At 43.7% G+C, this 22,099-nt stretch carries 10 protein-coding genes and 6 tRNA genes; 11 read left to right on the top strand and 5 right to left on the bottom strand.

Annotation, left to right across the window (positions count from 1 at the left end; translation table 11 throughout):
* The first annotated feature begins 74 nt into the window (after positions 1 to 74).
* The 3 genes from rpsT to B151_RS0108860 all read left to right on the top strand — a co-directional run bounded on the left by rpsT (position 75) and on the right by B151_RS0108860 (position 4,583).
* Positions 75 to 326, top strand: coding sequence for a 30S ribosomal protein S20 (rpsT, locus tag B151_RS0108850; RefSeq protein WP_020403269.1), 252 nt, complete (start codon positions 75 to 77; stop codon positions 324 to 326).
* A 12-nt stretch (positions 327 to 338) separates the two neighbouring features.
* Positions 339 to 1,859, top strand: a complete 1,521-nt coding sequence (gene gpmI, locus B151_RS0108855; protein WP_020403270.1) for a 2,3-bisphosphoglycerate-independent phosphoglycerate mutase — start codon at positions 339 to 341, stop codon at positions 1,857 to 1,859.
* A gap of 144 nt (positions 1,860 to 2,003) precedes the next feature.
* Positions 2,004 to 4,583, top strand: a complete 2,580-nt coding sequence (locus B151_RS0108860; protein WP_020403271.1) for an ATP-dependent Clp protease ATP-binding subunit — start codon at positions 2,004 to 2,006, stop codon at positions 4,581 to 4,583.
* Positions 4,584 to 4,674: 91 nt separating this feature from the next.
* Here the strand turns inward: B151_RS0108860 and B151_RS0108865 are convergent, their stop codons facing one another.
* Positions 4,675 to 5,751 (bottom strand): hypothetical protein, encoded by a 1,077-nt coding sequence (locus B151_RS0108865; RefSeq protein ID WP_040516793.1) that lies wholly within the window; start codon positions 5,749 to 5,751, stop codon positions 4,675 to 4,677.
* Positions 5,752 to 5,874: 123 nt separating this feature from the next.
* On the opposite strand from B151_RS0108865, the gene B151_RS0108870 reads away from it, so the two are divergent.
* The 7 genes from B151_RS0108870 (at position 5,875) to B151_RS0108900 (ending at position 7,713) form a co-directional block, all read left to right on the top strand.
* The gene (locus B151_RS0108870) at positions 5,875 to 7,005 is read left to right on the top strand and encodes a glycosyltransferase (protein ID WP_157470831.1); all 1,131 of its coding nucleotides are present in this window, start codon (positions 5,875 to 5,877) and stop codon (positions 7,003 to 7,005) included.
* A 60-nt stretch (positions 7,006 to 7,065) separates the two neighbouring features.
* Positions 7,066 to 7,139: transfer RNA gene (locus B151_RS0108875), tRNA-Pro, on the top strand.
* 69 nt (positions 7,140 to 7,208) lie between these two features.
* Positions 7,209 to 7,282, top strand: a tRNA-Arg gene (locus B151_RS0108880).
* Between the two features lie 20 nt (positions 7,283 to 7,302).
* Positions 7,303 to 7,373, top strand: a tRNA-Cys gene (locus tag B151_RS0108885).
* Positions 7,374 to 7,421: 48 nt separating this feature from the next.
* Positions 7,422 to 7,494 (top strand) — tRNA-Glu (locus B151_RS0108890).
* An 11-nt stretch (positions 7,495 to 7,505) separates the two neighbouring features.
* Positions 7,506 to 7,579 (top strand) — tRNA-His (locus tag B151_RS0108895).
* A gap of 61 nt (positions 7,580 to 7,640) precedes the next feature.
* Positions 7,641 to 7,713 (top strand) — tRNA-Glu (locus B151_RS0108900).
* Between the two features lie 9 nt (positions 7,714 to 7,722).
* Here B151_RS0108900 and B151_RS0108910 read toward each other — a convergent pair.
* From B151_RS0108910 to B151_RS0108925, 4 genes are all read right to left on the bottom strand, one after another.
* Positions 7,723 to 10,437, bottom strand: coding sequence for a cation-translocating P-type ATPase (locus tag B151_RS0108910; RefSeq protein ID WP_020403274.1), 2,715 nt, complete (start codon positions 10,435 to 10,437; stop codon positions 7,723 to 7,725).
* Between the two features lie 38 nt (positions 10,438 to 10,475).
* Positions 10,476 to 11,597 carry a chemotaxis protein CheB gene (locus tag B151_RS0108915; protein ID WP_020403275.1) on the bottom strand — a complete coding sequence of 374 codons (1,122 nt, stop codon included), beginning with the start codon at positions 11,595 to 11,597 and terminating at the stop codon, positions 10,476 to 10,478.
* Between the two features lie 140 nt (positions 11,598 to 11,737).
* Complete coding sequence (locus B151_RS0108920; RefSeq protein WP_020403276.1) at positions 11,738 to 20,422, bottom strand: glycoside hydrolase family 94 protein; 8,685 nt, start codon at positions 20,420 to 20,422, stop codon at positions 11,738 to 11,740.
* A gap of 10 nt (positions 20,423 to 20,432) precedes the next feature.
* On the bottom strand, positions 20,433 to 20,759 hold the full coding sequence (locus B151_RS0108925) for a DUF5335 family protein (RefSeq protein ID WP_020403277.1): 327 nt from the start codon (positions 20,757 to 20,759) through the stop codon (positions 20,433 to 20,435).
* A 198-nt stretch (positions 20,760 to 20,957) separates the two neighbouring features.
* On the opposite strand from B151_RS0108925, the gene B151_RS0108930 reads away from it, so the two are divergent.
* Positions 20,958 to 22,097 (top strand): bactofilin family protein, encoded by a 1,140-nt coding sequence (locus B151_RS0108930; protein ID WP_020403278.1) that lies wholly within the window; start codon positions 20,958 to 20,960, stop codon positions 22,095 to 22,097.
* Positions 22,098 to 22,099: the final 2 nt, after the last annotated feature.

Below are 22,099 nucleotides of genomic sequence, written 5' to 3' on the forward strand. Positions count from 1 at the left end.
ATATTTTCATAACTCTTAATTTTGGATTCTCGATAAAAATCGGGTAATACCAAATCAAAAAGCACAGTTTACCAATGCCAATTACCAAACAAGCCAAAAAACGAGTTCGTCAGGCTGAGAAAAACAGAAAGCACAATCGTGCGCGCCGCTCAAAAATGAGAGAACTGGTTAAGAATGTGTATGAAATCAACGATAAAGCGGAAGCAGAAAAAGCGCTTAAAGACGCTATTTCTTTTCTCGACCGAATGAGCGTAAAAGGTATTATTCACAAGAATAATGCTGCACGCAAAAAAGCTCAGCTCACGAAGTACGTTAACAACCTATAAATATATTGACGGATGGCCAATCCCGAATCAAAAGCATTGCTCGTCATTTTAGATGGATTCGGGTTGGCTGAAGATCCGAGCGTCAGCGCCGTGGATCAAGCTGACACTCCTTTTATAGATTCCCTCTTCCAAAACAATCCACATTCTAAACTTTCTGCAAGTGGAGAAAATGTAGGCCTCCCGGATGGACAATTTGGGAATTCTGAGGTGGGCCACCTTAATATAGGAGCCGGACGAATTGTTTGGCAAGAATTGTCCCGCATCAACAAAGCCATTAAAGACGGTTCTTTTTTCAAGAATGAAGAACTTCTTACTGCAGCTGAGAAAGCCAAATCCCAAAATAAGATCCATCTTATGGGATTATTTTCGGATGGAGGCGTTCATAGTCATAATGAACATCTTTTTGCACTTCTTGAACTTTGTAAAAATCACGGGATCGACAACGTGAATGTTCACGCATTTACCGATGGCCGGGATACCTCTCCACAAGGAGGAATTGAATACGCCCGGGAATTTGAAGCTAAAGCCAAGGAGATCGGAGTTGGAAAACTTGCATCGGTTGTGGGACGTTATTATGCAATGGATCGTGATAACCGCTGGGAACGTATCAAACTTGCCTACGATTTGCTGGTTCACGGGAAAGGCGAAAAATTCAACTCTGCTGAGGAAGCCTTTCAAGCCACGTACAAAAGTGATGTAACCGATGAGTTCATCAAGCCTGTTCTTTTGGATGGTTCTCCGGAGTCACGTATTCAGAAAGGTGATGTTGTGATATTCTACAATATTCGCGGAGACCGGGCCCGGCAAATTTCACGAGCTCTCAATGAAAAGGGATTCGATGAGTTTGATGTGGAAAAACTTGACCTGCATTACACCACTTTTACTTCTTACGATAAAACTTTTGAATTTGCCCATGTCGCATATCCTCCCCAGGATTTGAAAAACACGATGGGCGAGTGGATCAGCAAACAAGGACTTAAACAATTCCGAATAGCAGAAACCGAAAAGTATCCACATGTCACCTACTTTTTTAATGGTGGAGTGGAGACTCCGAATGAAGGCGAAGATCGTATTGTGATTCCCAGCCCGAAAGTGGCAACTTATGACCTTCAGCCTGAAATGAGTGCTGAAAAGGTAGCGGATACGCTGATAGAAAAACTGAGTTCTGAAGAGTATCAATTTATAGTACTCAACTTTGCCAATCCTGACATGGTAGGCCACACCGGTGTTATGGAAGCAGCTATTAAAGCCGTAGAAACCGTTGACAAGCAACTCAAGAGAGTAATTGAAACAGCCAATGCACACGGATACCGATCATTGATTATAGCCGATCATGGGAATGCCGATTGCATGATCAAGGAAGATGGGAGTCCGCACACCGCACATACTACCGCTTTGGTACCCGCGATTGTTGTCAATTATCCCGAAAATATTACACTGAGAGATGGGATTCTTGCGGATGTTTCGCCTACTATTCTGAAACTCATGGGATTAGAGAAACCGGAAGAGATGACCGGTTCTTCATTATTTTAATACAATCCGTTGGCATTTAGTTTGCATTTACTTTTCCGCGCTACTACCTTCGAGTAGTAATGAACTAAAGCTGCGTTTTGCACGTTTTTTTATCTGAATTACAGAAAAATTATTTTCAAAAAAAGCACGTAAGGAACTCGTCAGATGGAGGGAAATTTTTCAAGCAAAGTTCGTGATGTTATCCAATTCAGCCGGGAGGAAGCTCTTCGGCTCGGACATGATTACATTGGAACCGAGCATTTAATATTAGGTATCGTTCGCTTAGGAGATGGCGTGGCTGTTCGAATTCTCAAGAATTTAGACTGCGACCTCTTTAAACTGAAAAAAACGATTGAGGATACGGTTAGAGGTACCGGTGGCTCTGTACAAGTCGGAAATATTCCGCTTACCAAACAAGCAGAAAAAGTTTTACGCATCACTTATCTCGAAGCTAAGCTCTACAAAAGTGATACAATTGGTACTGAGCATTTACTATTGTCGCTGCTCAGAGATGACGAAAATATAGCTGCACAGATCTTGCAGCAGTTTAGTATTTCCTATGATGCCGTTCGCGAGGAACTCGACCTCATCATTTCAGGGAAATCCCGGGAAGAGCCAAATGATGCCTCTTCCATGACCGCAAGTGCTTCCACTTCAAAGGGATCATCATCCGGTTCCGGAAGCTCAAGAGAAAAGAAAATGGAAAAATCAAAAACACCGGTTCTCGACAACTTTGGCCGAGACCTTACTGAAATGGCCGAAGAAGGCCGCCTCGACCCTATTATTGGCCGGGAAAAAGAAATTGAACGTGTGGCCCAGGTATTGAGCCGACGCAAGAAAAATAACCCCGTTCTTATTGGTGAACCGGGTGTGGGTAAAACCGCTATCGCTGAAGGATTAGCCACCCGCATTGTTGAACGAAAAGTATCGCGGGTGCTCTATGACAAACGTGTTATTGCATTGGACTTGGCCGCTCTGGTGGCCGGAACCAAATATCGCGGGCAGTTTGAGGAGCGCATGAAAGCGGTTATGACAGAACTCGAAAAAACCGATAATGTCATCCTTTTTATTGATGAACTTCACACTATTGTTGGAGCCGGCGGCGCAAGTGGCTCACTGGATGCTTCCAACATGCTGAAACCTGCTTTGGCTCGCGGTGATGTTCAGGCAATTGGAGCAACCACGCTCAACGAATATCGACAGTTTATTGAGAAAGATGGCGCCCTGGAACGACGTTTTCAGAAAATCATGGTTGATCCGACTACTCCTGAAGAAACCATCGAAATTCTCAACCAGATCAAACCCAAGTACGAAAAGCACCACAGTGTTCACTTTACGGATGATGCTATTCAGGCTTGCGTTAAACTCACCGATCGCTATGTAACCGATCACTTCCTTCCCGATAAAGCCATAGATGCTTTGGATGAAGCCGGTGCTCGTGTTCACCTGTCTAACATTACGGTTCCTCAAAATATCATCGACCTTGAAGAAGAGATCGAAAAAACCAGCGAAGAGAAAAATTCGATGGTTAAGAAACAGCGTTTTGAAGAAGCTGCCCGACTCCGTGATAAAGAGAAACGCCTGATCGAAGAATTGGAGATGGCTCAGCGTGAATGGGAAAAAGAATCTGAAAACATCATTTATGATGTAAATGAAGAAGATGTAGCTTCCGTAATCGCTATGATGAGCGGTGTTCCTGTAAATAAAATCACTCAAAAAGAAGGACAAAAACTCCTCAAGATGAAGGAAAGCCTGTCCGGAAAAGTGATTGGTCAGGAAGAGGCTATCATCAAACTAACCAAAGCTATTCAAAGAACACGGGCCGGATTGAAAGACCCTTCTCGTCCTATCGGTTCTTTTATCTTCCTCGGGCCTACCGGTGTGGGTAAAACCGAAATGGCAAAAGTTCTGTCCAAGTATTTATTTGATAAAGAAGACACGCTTATTCGCATCGACATGAGTGAGTACATGGAGAAATTCTCCGTTTCTCGCCTGGTGGGAGCGCCTCCGGGCTATGTTGGATATGAAGAAGGGGGTGTACTGACTGAGAAAGTCCGCCGCAAACCATACAGCGTAGTTCTGCTGGATGAAATTGAAAAAGCCCATCCGGATGTATTTAACATCTTGCTACAAGTGCTGGATGATGGAATCCTTACCGACAGCCTCGGTCGTCGCGTTGATTTTCGAAATACGATTATCATCATGACTTCCAATATTGGGGCTCGTGACATCCGCAACATGGGTAAAGGAATCGGTTTTGATACGGATGATTCTGCTTTCGATTATGCCAAGATGAAATCCACAATTCAGGATGCGCTGAAAAAAGTTTTCAACCCGGAATTCCTGAACCGTATTGATGATGTTATCACTTTCCGTCCGCTTGAGAAGGAAGATATCTTCAAGATCATCGATATCATGAATGAAGATCTGTTCAAGCGAATCAAAGAGCTTGGATATGAGATTGATGTCACCAAAGCAGCTAAAGAATTCATCACGGATAAAGGGTTTGACCAAAAATATGGAGCCCGCCCGCTGAAGCGAGCGATTCAGAAATATATTGAAGATCCGCTTGCTGAAGAATTACTTGAGAACGAACATCACGAAGGTTCGGTGATCAAGATCAAGATGAACAAATCGCGAGACGGTCTGGATTTTGACTGGGAAGAGGCTGAGCCTAAAACCGAGACGAAATCTGAGAAAAAAGATGAAGAAGATGCTTCTGAAGAAAAGCCCAAAGAAGCATAATCTAAATATCTCACACAATAATAAAAAGCCTTGCTTAATATGACATTGAGCAAGGCTTTTTTATTTGGCTAAGGAAAATTTGTTCGTGCTTCTAAAAACTGATCGAAACATTTAACACCTTGTTCAGCCCCATAAACATGTAGGTATTGGAGCCGGTTCTTTCCATAGAAATAGGCAACAAATCTGAAATACCGAGTGCCCCATTGTATTCCTGCCTTTCAATAGAACGAGCCGATAGATTGATCGCATGGAATTCAACATCAGATAATTTATTCCCTGTTTCTTCAGCCGTTATTGCTATGATATTTTTATCGCTGGGTACAAAAGAAGCGTACTGTAACATATTTCTGAAACTTGTGCTTCCTTCCCTTTCTCCTGTTATCAACGAATATACTCCTACCCTGCTGTTTGAATGAATGGTTATGTACCTTCCATCAGAAGAAAACTCAATACCGTTAATATTCTGATTGAAAGTAAAGTCAGCCAGGTCATTACCAAACCGGTCCATCACTTCAACTCTGTCGTCTGAGCCCTGAGCCATAGTAACAATTGCGATAAACTGTCCATTGTTGGAAACAAATATTTCCTTGATAGCCCGGTCAGAATCATAAAAAATCTCCGTAGCGTTTCCTCTGTTGTCAATTACCCGGGCGCGAGACTGTTCCCCTCCGTTACGTATGATCTTAGGGTTGTAAAGCACCACCGTCTTGAACATAGGGTCGGCAGATAGCTCTGAGACAGCCTCTCCTTCCGGACTTTGCGAACTGTTCGAGATCGAATTTTGGATCTTCCCATTTGGGCCAAAGAACAAAAAGTTGGCGATATTTTCTCTTAATATGAACCCTCCGTCAGGCTTTACATAAAGCTTAATGGAATCATCTCCGTTTCCAATGCTATAAGGGACTTCAGTAATTTTCTTTCCTGAACCACTGTAGAGAGTAACTTTTCCAAGCCCTATAACACCTGATACTGCAGTAACTTTATTTAAAGAAGATCTTCCTGAATTTGTTAAACCCAATTCTGAAATATCAACTTTATGGCCTGCTATATAGAATTGATCATAAGAAAAAGACCGAGTATTTCCTCTCTCAGTAATCCGTATCGATTGTGCGTTTACCTCAACAAAGGCAAAGCATGCTAATAATAACCCTAAAACTAATTGTCTCATGATGTAAAATTGGTCGTAAAAATTTCCATGCAAAGAAAGGCATAATTAGGCAAAAATGACACAAAAACTATCCTTTCTGTTTGTGATTACCTGAACTATCCATTACCATCAAAAGAAAAATTTGTGATTACCATAGTCAGTGTTTTTCCACCCTATCGGGGAGGGATTGCAACTTTTAGTGATTATCTCTACCAAAACCTCAAAACGATGGCGGATATTGAAGCCATCAACTTTTCTCACTTATATCCCGGCATTCTGTTCCCCGGAAAAACACAATTTGACATCCATAAAACACAAACCGAATATGCCAAACGGGTAATTCATTCCTGGAATCCTTTCAATTGGGGAGAAAGTGCAGAAAAAATATTGGAAACGGATCCCGATCAGGTCTTATTTACCTATTGGCATCCTTTCTTTGCTGCTGCTTACCTAAGGATCGTTCATCTTATAAAAAAGAAAAAACCGGGAGTAAAGATCAGTGTGTTGGCTCACAACGTAATGCCCCATGAACGTTTCCCATTTGGGAAAAACCTATCTCAAAAGCTCCTTAATACTGCCGACAAAATCCTTTTACTTTCTGAAAAGAGCCTGAATGAAGCGAACGCTTTACATATAGAAAGTGAGATATCTGTGCTCTTTCATCCTGTGTATGAACAGCCATTTCCCGGATCTTCCAGAAAAGAGTTAAGGGAGAAATATGGATTCCTGGAGGAAGACTACATTCCTTTGTTCTTTGGTTTGGTCAGACCCTACAAGGGATTGGATATTTTCATCAATGCGCTAAACTCCCTGGACCTGAAAATGGATCAGATAAAACCCTTGATAGCCGGCGAATTTTATACAGACAAAACAACGTTACTGTCACAGATCGAGCCCGAACACAAAAGTGATTATACCGTTATTGACCGTTTTGTCAGCGATCAGGAAATGGCCGAGCTCTTTTTCATTTCTGATGTTTTAGTGATGCCATACCGCTCAGCAACCCAAAGTGGAATTTTGGCTAACGCCATTAATTTTCTGCTTCCATCCATTGTCACAGACCTGAAAGGATTAACAGAGCATATAGATCATGGAAAAACAGCATGGATCGTGCCTAAAGAGGATCCATCAGAACTTGCCAAGGCCATAAAAAAACTGTCTGAAGCAGAAATAAGAACCGATATTAAAAAGCGGTTGATTCCATTAAAAGAAAAGTTGAGTTGGCAAAACTTTAGTACGCGGCTTTTGTCAGAAATATCTAAAGAAAATCCATAAAAGTATTTGCCTGCGAAATGAATGGTTCGTATTTTTGGAATCTGTCTTGAAGACGGAAACCGGGGAGTGGCGCAGTCCGGTAGCGCATTCGCTTTGGGAGCGAAGGGTCGCAAGTTCAAATCTTGTCTCCCCGACACCGAGATTTCCTGATTACCGTTTGTTGATCAGGAAATCTCACTTTTTTTGACATCTTGTTAAGTTGAGCGCCCGTAGCTCAACTGGATAGAGCAATTGCCTTCTAAGCAATAGGTTACAGGTTCGAGTCCTGTCGGGCGTACTAACTGACTTGCTTTAAAAGGCGACATGGCCGAGTGGTTAGGCAGAGGTCTGCAAAACCTCGTACGGCGGTTCGAGTCCGCCTGTCGCCTCATTCATTTGGTTTTGTTCTTTTTGACATATTGATTTCGATTTAAAATGCCGCGTTCGTCTAGGGGTCCAGGACGCCGCCCTTTCACGGCGGTAGCACGGGTTCAAATCCCGTACGCGGTACTTCTAAAATGGAGCTCGTAGCTCAGTTGGTTAGAGCGCCAGGTTGTGGCCCTGGAGGCCGTGGGTTCAAATCCCATCGGGCTCCCTTTTTACAAAGCTGTGGATATTTAAAACATCCACGGTTTTTTTATTGAACAGTTTTTTAAGCCGCGTTCGTCTAGGGGTCCAGGACGCCGCCCTTTCACGGCGGTAGCACGGGTTCAAATCCCGTACGCGGTACCCAAAGCCCTATATATCTTTGATGTGTAGGGCTTTTTTATTTGTCTTAATTTTGAATAGATCAATAAATAACAGAGTTAGCTGCCCTATGATCAATGGCATCAGGCTCATCACAAAAACAACCTTCCACTCGGAGAGCGTTGGCTGGATCAGTTTCAAAACATTTGCCAGTGGTGGAACGTAGATGGCCATCCCAATCAATCCAAAACAAATCAGAAGAGCAAACCAGATCCATTTATTGGAAGTGATCTCATTTACTATCAGTTTACTATGGGTACCTCTCATGTTGAATACATGCCAAAGCTGAGCCATGGCAAGGGTCAGAAAACTAAGGGTGACTGCCTCCGAAGCATTAAAGCCAACCATGTGAACGCCCCAGAAAAAGGCTCCTAAAACTGATGCTGTGATCAACAGGCCATATCCAATAATAGAAATCCAATGGCTACGGGTTAGAATGGCTTCTTGTGCCGGCCTTGGCTTCTCTTTCATTATTTCCGGCTTTCCTTCTCCCATACCCAAAGCAAGTGCCGGAAATACATCCGTTACTAAATTAAGAAATAATATCTGCAGAGGAAGAATAGGTAAAGGCATTCCTATAAAAGAGGCAATTCCAACCACCAGGATCTCGCTTACATTGCATGATATCAGGTAGAGAACAAACTTTCTAATGTTGGAAAAAATGATCCTGCCTTGTTTAACAGCAACAACCATCGTTGAAAAACGGTCGTCTGTTAGTACGATGTCAGCAGCTTCCCTTGCTACCTGTGTCCCCCTTTTGCCCATTGCTATTCCAATGTCAGCTTTTTTAAGCGCCGGGGCATCATTTACTCCATCTCCCGTCATAGCCACTATATGCCCGGTTCTTTGATACAGAGAGATAAGGTCCAGTTTTTGTCTTGGACTTATACGGGCAAAAATATCTGCTTCAAGCCGTTCCTTATCAGACTTTGATTCGAGATCGATACTGTGAATCACGTGCTTATCCCCATTACCGCCCAAACCTACTTCTCCTGCTATATATTTAGCCGTTTCTATCTGATCTCCTGTCATCATTACCACCCGGATTCCCGCTTTTGTACAGTCCTCAACTGCTGACCTTATATCATTTCTGGGAGGATCAAGCAGGGTAAAAAGTGCTACAAAGCAAAGCCCTTTATACGGATCTTCCTCCATGGTATCGACGAGCTTGCAGGCTAAGGCAATCATTCTAAAACCGTGGGATGCAAGACGAGTATTCAAGTCCAGTATCTTGTTCTTGCTTTTATGATTCAGCTGCTTGACTTCTCCGTTTTCAAGATAACTTGTGGAAACGTTAAGTACTTCTCCCGGAGCTCCTTTTACATTTACCTGATATTTTTGATGATCCCACTCGTTCCAGGTGGCCATCATTTTTATTTCAGGATCAAAGGCAGCTTCCTTTCTTTCGGGATGTTCTTTTGATAGTCTTTCAAATGTAAGGCCTGCTTTACTCCCGGCTTCTAATAGTGCAACTTCCAGGGGATCTCCCGAGCCTCCTTCCTGCTTTTCAAATAACGCAGCATTGTTGCAGATCACGCCAATACTAATTGCTCTTTTAAGGTCCTGATCTTTAAGTGGATCTATCACAGTACCGCTTTCAATAAATTCATTCTCCTTGAGGGATATGGTTCGGCTGAATAAGTAAATCCCTTCAACGGTCATTTTATTTTCTGTGAGCGTTCCTGTTTTATCAGTACAAATGATATCGGTCGCCCCCAGCGTCTCTACAGAAGACAACCGGTTAACCAATGCATTTTTCCCGGCCAACGCTCTGAGTCCCCGCGCCAGGGATATGGTTGCCACTATGGGAAGCCCTTCAGGAATTGCAGCCACAGCCAAAGCTATCCCGGTTTCGATCATCAGAAATAAAGAACGGCCGGAGAATATTCCGGAAATAACGATCACAGCGACAATTCCCAATGTGACAATAATGAGCTTAAAACCCAGTTTATCGAGACGTTCTTCCAGGGGCGTTTTCTCATCTTCTGTGGCTTCTACTAAAGACGATATTTTTCCCAGTTCGGTATTCAGTCCCGTAAAGGAAACTACGCCTTCTGCAGCCCCTCTTGTTATAGCTGTGCCTTTATAAAGCATACATTTCCGTTCGGCCAAAACGGTATTCTCCGAAATAGCCTCAGGCGATTTACTGACGGGCAAGCTTTCTCCGGTCAAAGTTGACTCATCCGCCTGGAGTTTTGAACTTGATATGATCCGTATATCGGCCGTGATCACATCTCCTCCTTCTATAATCACGATATCCCCGGGAACCAATTCAGCAGCATCAATTTCTAAGATCCTCCCATTCCTTCGCACTCTTGTGCTAACGGTTCCCAGCTTGTGAAGAGCTTCCATTGAACGGATGGCTTTCACTTCAGTGCCAAATCCTATGAGAGTATTTATAAGGATGACAACCACGATAGCCCATCCTTCTATCCACTCGCCATAAATAAAGGCAAGTCCTGCCGCTGTAACCAATAATCCAATGATAATGCTTTTGAACTGAGCCGCTAAGATCGCCCAAATACTTCGTGTTTCATGTTTTTTTAGCTGATTTGGCCCATACTTTTGCAGCCTTCGCCGAACTTCATTTTCATTCAGCCCCTTTTCCCATTCAACATCAAATAGCTCAAGCGCTTTTTCTGTTGAAAGAGCCCATATGTTCTCATCTCCGGGGTGTACAGATACTGTCAAGTCTGATGATGTCATGTGAATTGTTACCCCTTTTGCGGAAACAACCCGATCCGTTATTTAGGGCTTAATATGGTTGTATTGTCTTCTAAAAAGGCCGTATGGCTGCCCGTAGCAGAAAAATCTTTTTCCTTGGGATGGCTAAGTCGTGTTCTTTTCATGATCTCCCAACTTAAATATTCTTTTGTGCATACCTGATCTGCTAATCCGGCTTCAAAAATCTTTTCAGCTAACTGCTTTGTAAACAGATGATCAGGTACTTGAAGTAATATTTGTCCGCCAAATTCCTTGATCGATTGAACCCCAGCAAATCCATCCAAGCCATAACCATCCAAAATAACGCCTAACGCATGCTCTCTGAACAGACGTGCAACAGACCGAAAGGTGACATCAATGGAGGGTCTCATTTCGTTTTCCCTGGGGCCGCGATGCAATCTCACAGAATATCCGGCATCTTCCCGTACCACTTCTGCATGCATTCCTCCCGGAACTATCCAAGCGGTACCCGATTCTAACTGAGCGCCATCATATGCTTCGGTTATTCGGAGTTCAGACATCTCATTAAATCGTTCTGCCAATACCCGAGTAAAGATCTTCGGGAAGTGTTGGACTACCAAAATAGGGGCTGCTAGATTTCCGGGCAGTTTTTTGAATATCGTTGCCAGTGTTCTTATGCCTTCTGAGCTGCTGCCTATTACCACCATTCTTGCCCGCTGGCGGCTAAGTTTTATGTTTGGCCTTATACTGGAACGGCCTGCACTTCCACTGAACTTCATCCGTCTCACATTTTCGATAATAGGCTTTAAGCGTTTTTCAAAATGATTATTGGCAAGCAGTAAAGAGTTGTGTTTTGCCGGCTTTGTGATAAAATCAACGGCACCTTGTTCAATGGCATTAATGATGGATATTGCTCCTTTCTTGGTTCGTTCATCCGTAGAAATTACCCACAATGCCGGATATGTTTGTTTAACAGTCTTAAGGTCAAGATTTACCGGTTTTCGGCCTGATTCTGCTCCCAATAAGACTATATCGAACTCCTCGTTATTCAGAATTGCGTGAGGGTCTTCACTGTCACATAAAACCCGAACCTCAACCTCTTTGATCCTTTGAAGGGCATTGTAAAAAAGGCGTCTTCCAATAATATCGTTATCAATAACCAAGACTTTTACTGTATCCATAACATTACATCTTTCAGGCTCAAGCCAGAATTTTTGCTCTCTTTTTATTCTAAATCATAGTCAGCTAACGGCTTAAATTATGTACGGAATATTAGTACACCTCTGTAAGATTTTTCATTACGAACGTTTTTGATGGTCAATCATCCTTTGTTCTCTTCAACCGACTCTGCCTTCAATAAATGCATTTTGATGGTATGTGTGCCACCGTCGAACTTCAGCTTCACTTTGGCCTGAGCTTTTTGCCCTTCATACAGTGCTCCGTCTGCCTCAATTTCTAAAAAACCACCTTCAACCCCATCTCTATTCTCTACTTCTATTTCATACGTGGTTTTACCATCCGGTAAGCGCCATTTCACACGGTATGAGCTCCAACTTGCACTGATTGAGGGTTTCACCCAGAGTTCATCCCCAACTAATTTTAGTCCCAAAACAGATTCAAGAATAACCTGATACATCCATCCGGCCGAACCGGTATACCAGGTCCAGCCTCCCTGCCCTACAAATGGAGGTTCTCCATACACATCGGCCGCTACAGCATACGGTTCAGTCTTATATCTGGAAATGGAATCGTGATCTCTGCCATGATTGACCGGATTGATCATATGCAGATATCGAACGGCCTTTTCACCATGCCCTTGCTCAGCAAAAGCCTTGATGACCCAAACTGCAGCATGCGTGTATTGCCCTCCGTTTTCACGTACTCCCGGTACATACCCTTTGATATATCCAGGATCTTTTTCCGTCTTGTCGAATGGAGGATCCAACAGCCTGATGATCCCGTCTTGTTCTGATATTAAATATTTTTCGAGTGAAATGAGTGCTTTCTCAGCTCTCTCACGGGATGCAACTCCGGATAAAATCGCCCACGATTGAGATATCGCATCAATCCGGCATTCAGCATTTTTTGATGAACCCAATGGAGTACCGTCATCATAGAATGCCCGAAGATACCACTCTCCATCCCATCCCTCTTTGTTTAATTTCTGATATAATTCTTCAGCTTGAAGTTTGAACTCATTCGCGGTTTCATGATCATTTCTGCTTTCAGCGATACCCACAAACTGGGTTAATATTTGATAGAGGAAGAAACCAAGCCACACGCTTTCACCCTGCCCCTGGTGCCCCACCCGGTTCATCCCGTCATTCCAGTCTCCTCCACCCATAAGCGGCAATCCATGCGGACCAAATTTCAGTGAAACTCTAACGGCACGTAAACAATGTTCATATAAATTCGCTTTTTCAGAACTGATATGCGGCTGCAGATACACTTCATGCTCACTTTGCTCAAGTTGCCTTGCCGTTATAAATGGCACCATTTCCTCGAGTATGTCGGCTTTGCCTGTAATCCGAATGTAATGATAGGTTACATACGGCAGCCATAACCGGTCATCTGTAATACGTGAACGGATTCCCCGTGCTGTTGGCGGATGCCACCAATGCAACACATCCCCCTCGGGAAACTGCCGGGAAGCATGCAGCAGTATTTGCTTTCTTGCCAGTTCGGGATCTGCAAAGAGTGCGGCCATGGAATCCTGAAGCTGATCTCTAAAACCAAACGCGCCGCCGGCCTGATAATATCCTGTGCGAGCCCACATCCGGCAAGCTATGGTTTGATACATCAGCCAGCCATTCATGATCGTATTGAGTGAATCATCGGGAGTTTCTACTTGAATAGCCGAAAGCGTTTGATCCCAATGGGAGGTTACTTTCTCAAAAGATGAACTTGTCTCTTCAGTTTTGGAATACTTATCAATGAAATGAATTGCACCCGCTTTTGATTCTGCTTCTCCTAAAATTACAACCACCTCTTTTTCCTCACCCGGTTCCAGCCAAACATTTGTTTGAAAAGCCGCACAAGGATCACCTCCGGTAACGACTTCGTTGTTAAGTACCGAGTGCGTTGAGATCCCTTCCGGAGCCTCCAAACCGTTATTTCGCCCTATAAACCACTGCCGGTCTGTTGCAAAAGAGAATTCAGCTCCCAAACCTTCACCGGTACGTACGGAAGCAAAGGCCGTCCTTGGAGCAAACTCATTGTTGTACCAATTTTGTGCGAACAGAGCATTTTGGGCATCATCGAATTCTTGCAGTACAAATCGTGATGATCTATCCCGCTGAATACCAAGTACCCATTCGTTGTAATTAACCACCGATATGATCTTTCGGGTTGATCCGATATTTTGAACCCTGATCCTCGAGATCTTAACCGGATCCGTTAGATCAACAAATTGGGTGAGTTCTGATCTGATCCCAAAAGAGGTGTGTTTATATGTTGAATATCCAAACCCGTGGATTACTTCGTATCCCTCAGCACCCGGAGCGGGCTGAGGCGTCAACGACCAATACCGCTTTGATTTGAAATCACGGATATAGAAAGCCTCAGAAGATGGGTCTAAAACCGGATCGTTTGCCCATGAGGTCAATTTGTTTTCCCGGCTGTTTTCACTCCAGGTATAACCTCCGCCGCTTTCGGTGGCTAAAAATCCAAAATCAGGATTAGAGATCACATTTATCCAGGGAGCAGGAGGCAAACGTAACTCCCCATTTTTATCCCTGTTGATAAGCAGCTTGTAGGCTTTTCCCTGTTCGGTAAATCCACCATATCCGTTAAAAAATGAAAGTGATTCAGCTTCTTCCTGATCCCGGACTTTACGAATTTCCGCATCTTTTACTTTTGAAAACACCGGATGTCCACTTGCCATAACTTCACTTCTTTGCCGACCCGACAATTCATCTATATTCGGAAATTCTCCGTTGAGTATAACAGATGCATAGGTCAGCATAAGATTCAGATCTTCTTCGGGCAGTCTTTCTGTACGATGCAGAAACACCTTTCCTGTATCATGATTTTTTTGCCGGCTTTGATGGTGTTCAATCGCTTTCTTTATGCCTTCTTCAACTTCATCTGCGTAGCTGGGCGGGTGGTCATTCAATATCAACAGATCGGTGTATAAACCCCGGTTTTTCCAGAGTAAATGCCCATTCAACATCCTGTTTACATATTTCAGTTGATCGGTATTGCTTACTCTGAATACGATAAGTGGTAAATCTCCAGATATTCCATATCCCCACAAATTTGACTGAAACTTCCTGTTTTGGCTTATTATTTCCGGCTCAGCCCGAAGCTTTCCGTCATTATAGATAACATAGCCGGCCATTTTTTGGAATAAATGAAACTGTCCGCTGCTGATGCCCAAATGTTCCAATTCCACATTGTTGTAGATCACCGAAAGGTCGAATGCACGGTTTACCGCATAAGGATTATCAAAAAGATCAGTGATCTTGGCAGCCTCTTCCCTGGAACGCGCCCATCCGGTCCCAAAAGTAACCTCTTTTTTTTCTCCCGGGCCAAGATGTACCACTCTCCGAATGCTAAAAACAGGATCCGAAACATTCCCCAATGAACCGCTTAAGCGATTGCCCTCTTCCATTGCCAGGGGATTTTTAAGTGATCGCCCCCGCCCTATAAATTTAGCACGTTCCGTTTCAAACTGAAGAGGTTCCGTAAGGTGATCAAGATCATGAGCTGCCAGTGTGTGAACCAGGAAATCGGGTTGTTCATCGCTGCTTCTTGGCCGCCGCCACGCTATAATAGAATGATTCTCTGCCAGGTAATCTGTTTGCACAAATAACTTGGAAAATGCAGGATGAGCGGTGTAAGCCTCCCATGTATTCAAAACAATTTCACCGTAACTGGTAAGCTCAAGCTTTCGCGGCCGGTCAGAGTAGTTTGTTAAGGTGATCTTCCTCAGCTCAATAGGATGATCGGGCGAGATCGTGATTTCAGTGGTTGTCTCGACCCATTGATCTACGCGTGACGTTTGTATTTTACTGTGATGAAACCAAGAATCGTAACGATCAGGTTTACGTTGCACCGGTTGATGATGGGAAGACCAGAAAACACCGGTTTCCAAATCTTTGATATACACAAAAGTACCCAATGGGTCTTCAGTAGCATCGGGTTTCCATCCCGTTAAAATGGTATTATTATATTTTAAACGCCCCGTACCGGCGTGTCCTTCATAGGCATGCAACTTACCGTTCGATAGTAGATGTATTCTGGGAGGGGCATTTATCAGGTCGTTTTCGGTCGCATTTTCTATAACATGTTTTGGGCTGAATTGCTCACCGGGTTCCAGTTCAACATCTATTGGATGTGGTTCCTTGATCGGGATGCCGCGTGGAATACGTTCCTGTAATAATAATTCACATGATCTTATCTTTGGGTCGGAATGGAAATAGGCATGAACAGGCCAGTCCTTCAACACATTCACAAGCGCGATCATGCTCATTCCGTGATGATGGGCCATATAAATTTTCACCACTTTATAGCTTTCTTCTTCGCTCAGATGCTCACGGGTAAAATCAATTGCATCGTAGTAACCCCAAAGGCCAAAAGCTCCTAATTTGTTGAGTTCTTTCATGTTCTCAAAAGATAAAACCGGATTAACCATCAACGAAAGTAACGTAGCATACGGGGCTACCACAAATTCCTCTGCCAGTCCTCGTTTTAACCCAAGACCGGGGGCTCCAAAAGCTCTGTATTGATAATTCAGATCCATGTTCAACACATTGTATGCACTTTCCGAAAATCCCCATGGCCGTTTAAAGCGGTTTGCATACGAACGCTGCCATTCAACAATGTATTTATAGGTATGGCTTAACAGTGTGTGCGGATATGCGCGCATGAAGAGCAGCGGCATCAAATACTCAAAAGCTGTGCCACCCCACGAAAGTAAAAATTCATTCCTGTTAAGGCTTGTTAACCTTCGGCCCAGGCGAAACCAGTGTTCGGAGGGAACATCCCCTTTTGCAATGGCGATCAGTGAAGCGATCCTTGCCTCACTTGCCAACAAATCGTACGAACTTTTGTCGAGCTGTGCACGGTCTACATTATACCCAATGCTGAAGAGGCCCCGCTTTTCCATATACAGGAAACTGAAATCCATTTCATCAACCAACAGCCTGCACGTTTTTTTGATCGTTTGCACCTGCTCTTTCATCTTCCTCACGATCGAATCTCCGGTTCTTCTATAGCGATCTTCAAGAGAACTTGAAAACACTTCTTCATCTTCTAACAGTTCTAATTCTTCAAGATAGGCCTCTATTTGCTGTAATGGTGATTCCAGCCAGTATAGCAGATCATCGACGATCTCATCTCCCAGAATATTTCTCATCAACATCAGGTTTGATGCACTTAAATGACTGGCGCAATCTTTAAGTGATTTGAGTTTTCGAATGGATTCCTGAACATTGAGTACTTTGGCTTCTGTTTTTGAAAGCTTTTCCAGCATATTCTGAATACAGATGCCAATGGTTTGATATACTTCCGGCTGTTCCTCAAATTCTAACCGATACTCTTCTACAACCGCATTAACGGTATGAACCGTATCTAATAATCCATCCCAAAAAGCATCATTGACTGATTTTCTGTGCCATATATGCTCTACCGCCTGTTCCACCACCATCAGTCCGGCTGCAAGATTTCCCGAATCTACCGTAGAAATGTATTTGGGATTCAAGACTTCTCCCAGGCGAATATCATACCAATTAAAGAAATGTCCCTTATACCGCTCAAGCCTTGCTAACGATGCTAATGTACGCTCGAGTCTTGAGAACAGCTGCCTTGCGGTGATATAGCCCATTTCAAATGCTGAAACCGTGGAAACAAGCGTGAGCCCAATATTTGTGGGAGAAGTACGTGCCACGGGAGGCAGATCCGGATCTTTTTGATCATTGTCAGGCGGCAGCCATGAATACTCTTCTGTTACTAACCGTTCAAAATAGAACCAGGTACGCCGGGCGCTACTTCTGAGCTCCATTCGGGCGTCTTCAGATAACCCGGGAGACCGATCCTTTTGAGGTTGACTCAAATACCATGCAAAAACAGGAGAGCTCATCCATAACAAAGAAAATGGAGCGATCACCCATAGATCCTGAGGGTTGATAAAGAAAGCTAATATCAACACTGAAAGTCCAAAAACCATGGAGGTAGTCATTGATCGTGTATAGGAGAGCAATGTATTTAAGGCCATTTGTTCCGTTTGGGATGCCGAGATCCATTCCAGCAGTTTCTTTTCTGATACATGAACACGCCACAGAGCCCGAAATATGGCGTCAAGGTTTAGGATCATTTGGTGAGGAAGTATCGCTAATGTTGATATGGCCTGAATGGTGTTTACTTTCAGGTTCAGCCGGACTTTCTCAACATATAATTTCCATTTGGTCCGGGTGGGACGGTTCAGGATATCTGTTGAAAAGCTCACATAAATAGGAAAAGCAAGGATACCAAAGGCTACCAAAGTCCATAGAAAAGCAGACCCAGGCAGCCAAAACCAACCGGTTATAAAAAGTATCATTAGAAATAATGGATTTAATGAGCGCCGGAGATTATCAAATATCTTCCATCGCGAAAGCAGGCCGATGGGGTTGGCGGTGCTTTGCTTCCGTTCCGGAACTTTAGGTAACAACCAGGATGCTATTTGCCAGTCCCCCCGAGCCCAACGGTGATTTCGTTTGCAGTAGCTGTTGTAATTTCCCGGGTAATCGTCAAAAAGTTCAGTATCGGTGCTTAGTGCCGTTCTTATGTAGGAACTCTCGAGCAAATCGTGCGATAGCACACGGTTTTCAGGCAACCGGTTATGCATTACGGTATCAAATGCACATACATCGTAGATACCTTTCCCGGTAAAAACTCCATATCCAAAAAGGTCCTGGTACACATCCGACACGGCTGTAGTATAAATATCGATTCCAACATTCCCGGAAAAATACCGGGTAAAACTCGTTCGGTAAGCGGAATCAGGGGCGATAGAAATACGGGGCTGAATGATGCCGTACCCTTCAGTGATCATATTCTTTTCCGGGTCAAGAACGGCACGGTTTAATGGATGCGAAGCGATCTTCACCAATTCTTTGATGCTCCCGGGAGGCGTGCGGGTATCTGCATCCAAAGTGAGCACAAAGCGTATGGGGCTGTGCGCTATACTTTCAAAAAAATTTCCATATATATAGCTGAATGGAGCGTGCTCTTTTGGATTACACAGCAGATGATTAAGCTGTTCCAGTTTGCCTCGTTTTCGCTCCCATCCCATCCACTTTCTTTCCTTCTCGTTCCATTCTCTTTTCCGGTGCAATACAAAGAATTTATCTCCGTATTTACCGGAATACTGTTCATTCAGTTGACTTACTCCCTCTTCTACCTTTTGAAGAACCGGCCCATCCGAAAGCATGATCTTTCTCTCGGCATCCGCAAAATCACTAAGCAGAGCAAACTGTAAGCCTGGATCAGGATTAGCATGTGCTGTGATCTCCAGCTTCTCCAGGTATCGTTCCGCATCTTTTTCATTGTTCAGGATTACCGGCACAACCACCAACGTACGGTCCTGATCCGGGATATCCTCTTTGATTCTCATTTTTGGAAGTACACGGGGAGGCAGGGTAAATGCAAAAAACCGGTTCACAATCGAAATGGCTAATTCAAGAGAGGGGAACAGGGCAACCAGCATGACCGTCAATTTGATATAAAACCGATTGTCCGCTAAACCGGTCAGATGCCATAGTATCAATAAAAGAAGAACCGAAGTTGCCAGAATAAACAGGATATATAAGAACGACTGTTTTTCAAAAGCACTCCGTACCAGCTCACCCGCAGAGCGGTGTGTTTTCAACTCCTTATTTAGTTTGATGTATCCTTTTCCGATCAGGAAGTAACCCACGTGTGTTTTTAAAACAGAAGGGTCGAATAGCTTCCTGTCGGTTTCCATACCGGCATCACCCCGGTTTATCTCTGCCAACTTCAGTACTTTTTCTGCTACTTCAGTCTCCGTAAAAGCCGACCTCCCGCTAAGCCGCTCTACCACGCGACGGTAATCGTCCTTTGTTTTATGATCCATAAGCGTATAAATACCCATGGGATCAAGCTTCAGGATTCGGTCAACGATGGAACAGTCTTCTACAAAATCTTCCCACTCTATCTCGGTGGAATTCCGAAATGAGATCACCGCATTTTGGATACTCACCTGAATTTTAGATTGCCGTTGCAAGTCTTCCCTCAATCCTTCTTCAAGGGTAGTTCCAAAAGAACTCAGACGATATTCGAACCACCGCTTTAACTCCTCCGACATCATCCCTTCCAGCTGAAGCTGATGAGCCAGTTCTATTAACAAAAGCCGGTTTTCAAATCCATTTTCCTCTGCATTAAGCCAATCAATAATACTCCGCAGCAATAACCCCGGTTCTCCGGTTTCTGCAGACTGAAGGTTCACAACCAGGTCATGTACTTTTTCCTTGAGTTCCCGGTGTTTTAAGATGGAAGTTGCCTTGCGTGCCAGCTGATTAACCAGCACCAACCGAACCATAATGGGAATCGCCCAAAGCTCACCCAACCTAAGCGTAACTTCTTCCTGATAATGCTGAGTATACAACGTGAGGTTTTCCAAGCTGATGATGTTATCAGTATGAATGGTAAGATTGTGAACCAGGTCATAGACACGGGGCAACCCTTTATTCACACCCGATCGCAAATGCGGAATATTACGCTGAAAACCGATCGGGAAATCCGTCTCTATCTGTACGATCTGCTCCTGAATGATGTAAAAATTATCGATCAGCCATTCCGCCGCCGGCGATATATCCCGGTTTTCCTTTGCTGATTGGGCAAGGATTCTATAAGCACTTGTAAGTATTTCCTTATCCTGAAGAAGAATCGGTTTAACTGGGTGTATTTCCCTTTTTTTCCCGGAAATCTCATGCCTTCTGGACAGTTCCCTGGCATCCTTCTTGAGTAACTCAGGCTGGAATAACAGTGGGGAGTCAGCCTCCATGATGAGTCCGTTAACGGGTTTCTATTATGTTTTTGGTACCGTCCTTTTCTAATACTTCAAAACTTAAGATCCACCCGCTTTTTTCTTCATCCACATAGATTTCCTGAGGATGATTGATGACCCGGTTCAATCCATCTACCTGTACCTCAAACGTATCACTCCTGCTGTCGTAGCTGAGTCCTTTAAGAGGCATCCATTTTGTTTCCGGCTGTTCCCCTATCTCTTTGCTTAGAATTCGAATTTCAACATATTCCGGTTTTTTATCTTTCAAATATTTCTTTGAAAAGTTATCGAAATACGGCTGCCACTCTTTCTTTTCTATTTTTTTGATAGCCATTTCAACGCCTCCTGTTGGTTTTTTTGCGTTTATCTAATTTCAAAACTGAGGCCCTATTTGGAAGGCAGGAGGATTCAACAAAGTTTGAGGGGGAAACTATTACAGTTTAATTAGCTCTCTCTTTACAGTTTTTCAGCACTATTTCCTCTAATTATTGTGAGGCTTTAAAGCCCTTTTAAACAACTAATTCAGCTTGACATGAAGAAGAGTATCATTTTAACCGGCCTGTCGCTCATCCTGTTGGCCGGTGAATTGTGGGGACAGGGAAGTACCTATCGCAGTGGGGAAATTGTACGAATTACAAAAACGGATTCCATTCGAAGTCAACTTTTTACCACGGGAGACATTGTGGAAGTACTTGGCTGGGTCGGTAACGACATCGTATCCGCTTCCGAATCACTGACTATAACCGGTGAAATCATGGATGATGCGATTGTAGCCGCAAGTGAGATCAATATGCGCGGCACCGTGCACGACCTCTTTGCGGCAGCCGGTGAAAATGTAACCATAGACGGAGAGGTCATGGGAGATGTATTTGCAGCGGGAGCAACGGTACGGGTTACCGAAAATGCCCGAATCAGAGGGAATGCCAATCTTGCCGGACAACGTGTTTTATTCGAAGGCGGCACTGTAGAAGGTAATCTCAAAATAGCCGGTGATCAGCTGGAATTGAACGGCTCTGTACTTAAAAAAACAGAATTATACAGTTATAAGATCAATTTTGGACCAAATTATGAAGCACCGCTCGGTACCGATATCTACAGTGACCGGCCTGTGTACCATGAAAATCTGGGTAATTTGCCGGAGAATTTATACATCAACATTGAAGAACCGAATATTGCCGAAGTGCTGCTTTTCAAAGGTGGAATTTATCTTTCTTTGTTGGTAACAGGGCTTATTCTAATCGCGGTTTTTAAGAACACCAGTAAAGATCTCTATAAGTTTTCAACTGAACAGTTCTGGAAAAATACCGGTATGGGATTACTTTCTTTTATTGCATACCCCATTATTTTAATTATTCTTGCAGTACTGATCATCACCCTTCCCCTTTCCTTTATTCTTCTGCTGTTATATGGATTTTTTTTATTGGCCGGGTATCTGTTGGTGGCGTTGGTTTTGGGAGTTGGCGCCCTCCGGTTTCTGAAAAAAGAGGATAAAGAGGTTTCTTACTACTGGGGATTACTCCTCGGTATGATACTGGTTGGTATTATTGTAAACCTGCCGTTTCTTGGATGGCTGTTCCACGCCATATTCATTTTCTTTGGGCTCGGAAGCCTGATCTTGTACATCTGGAGAATTCGGACCCTTCCTCAGCCTTCAGCTGAGGTAAGCGCCTGATA

The organism is Gracilimonas tropica DSM 19535, assembly GCF_000375425.1.
Classification (GTDB): domain Bacteria; phylum Bacteroidota; class Rhodothermia; order Balneolales; family Balneolaceae; genus Gracilimonas; species Gracilimonas tropica.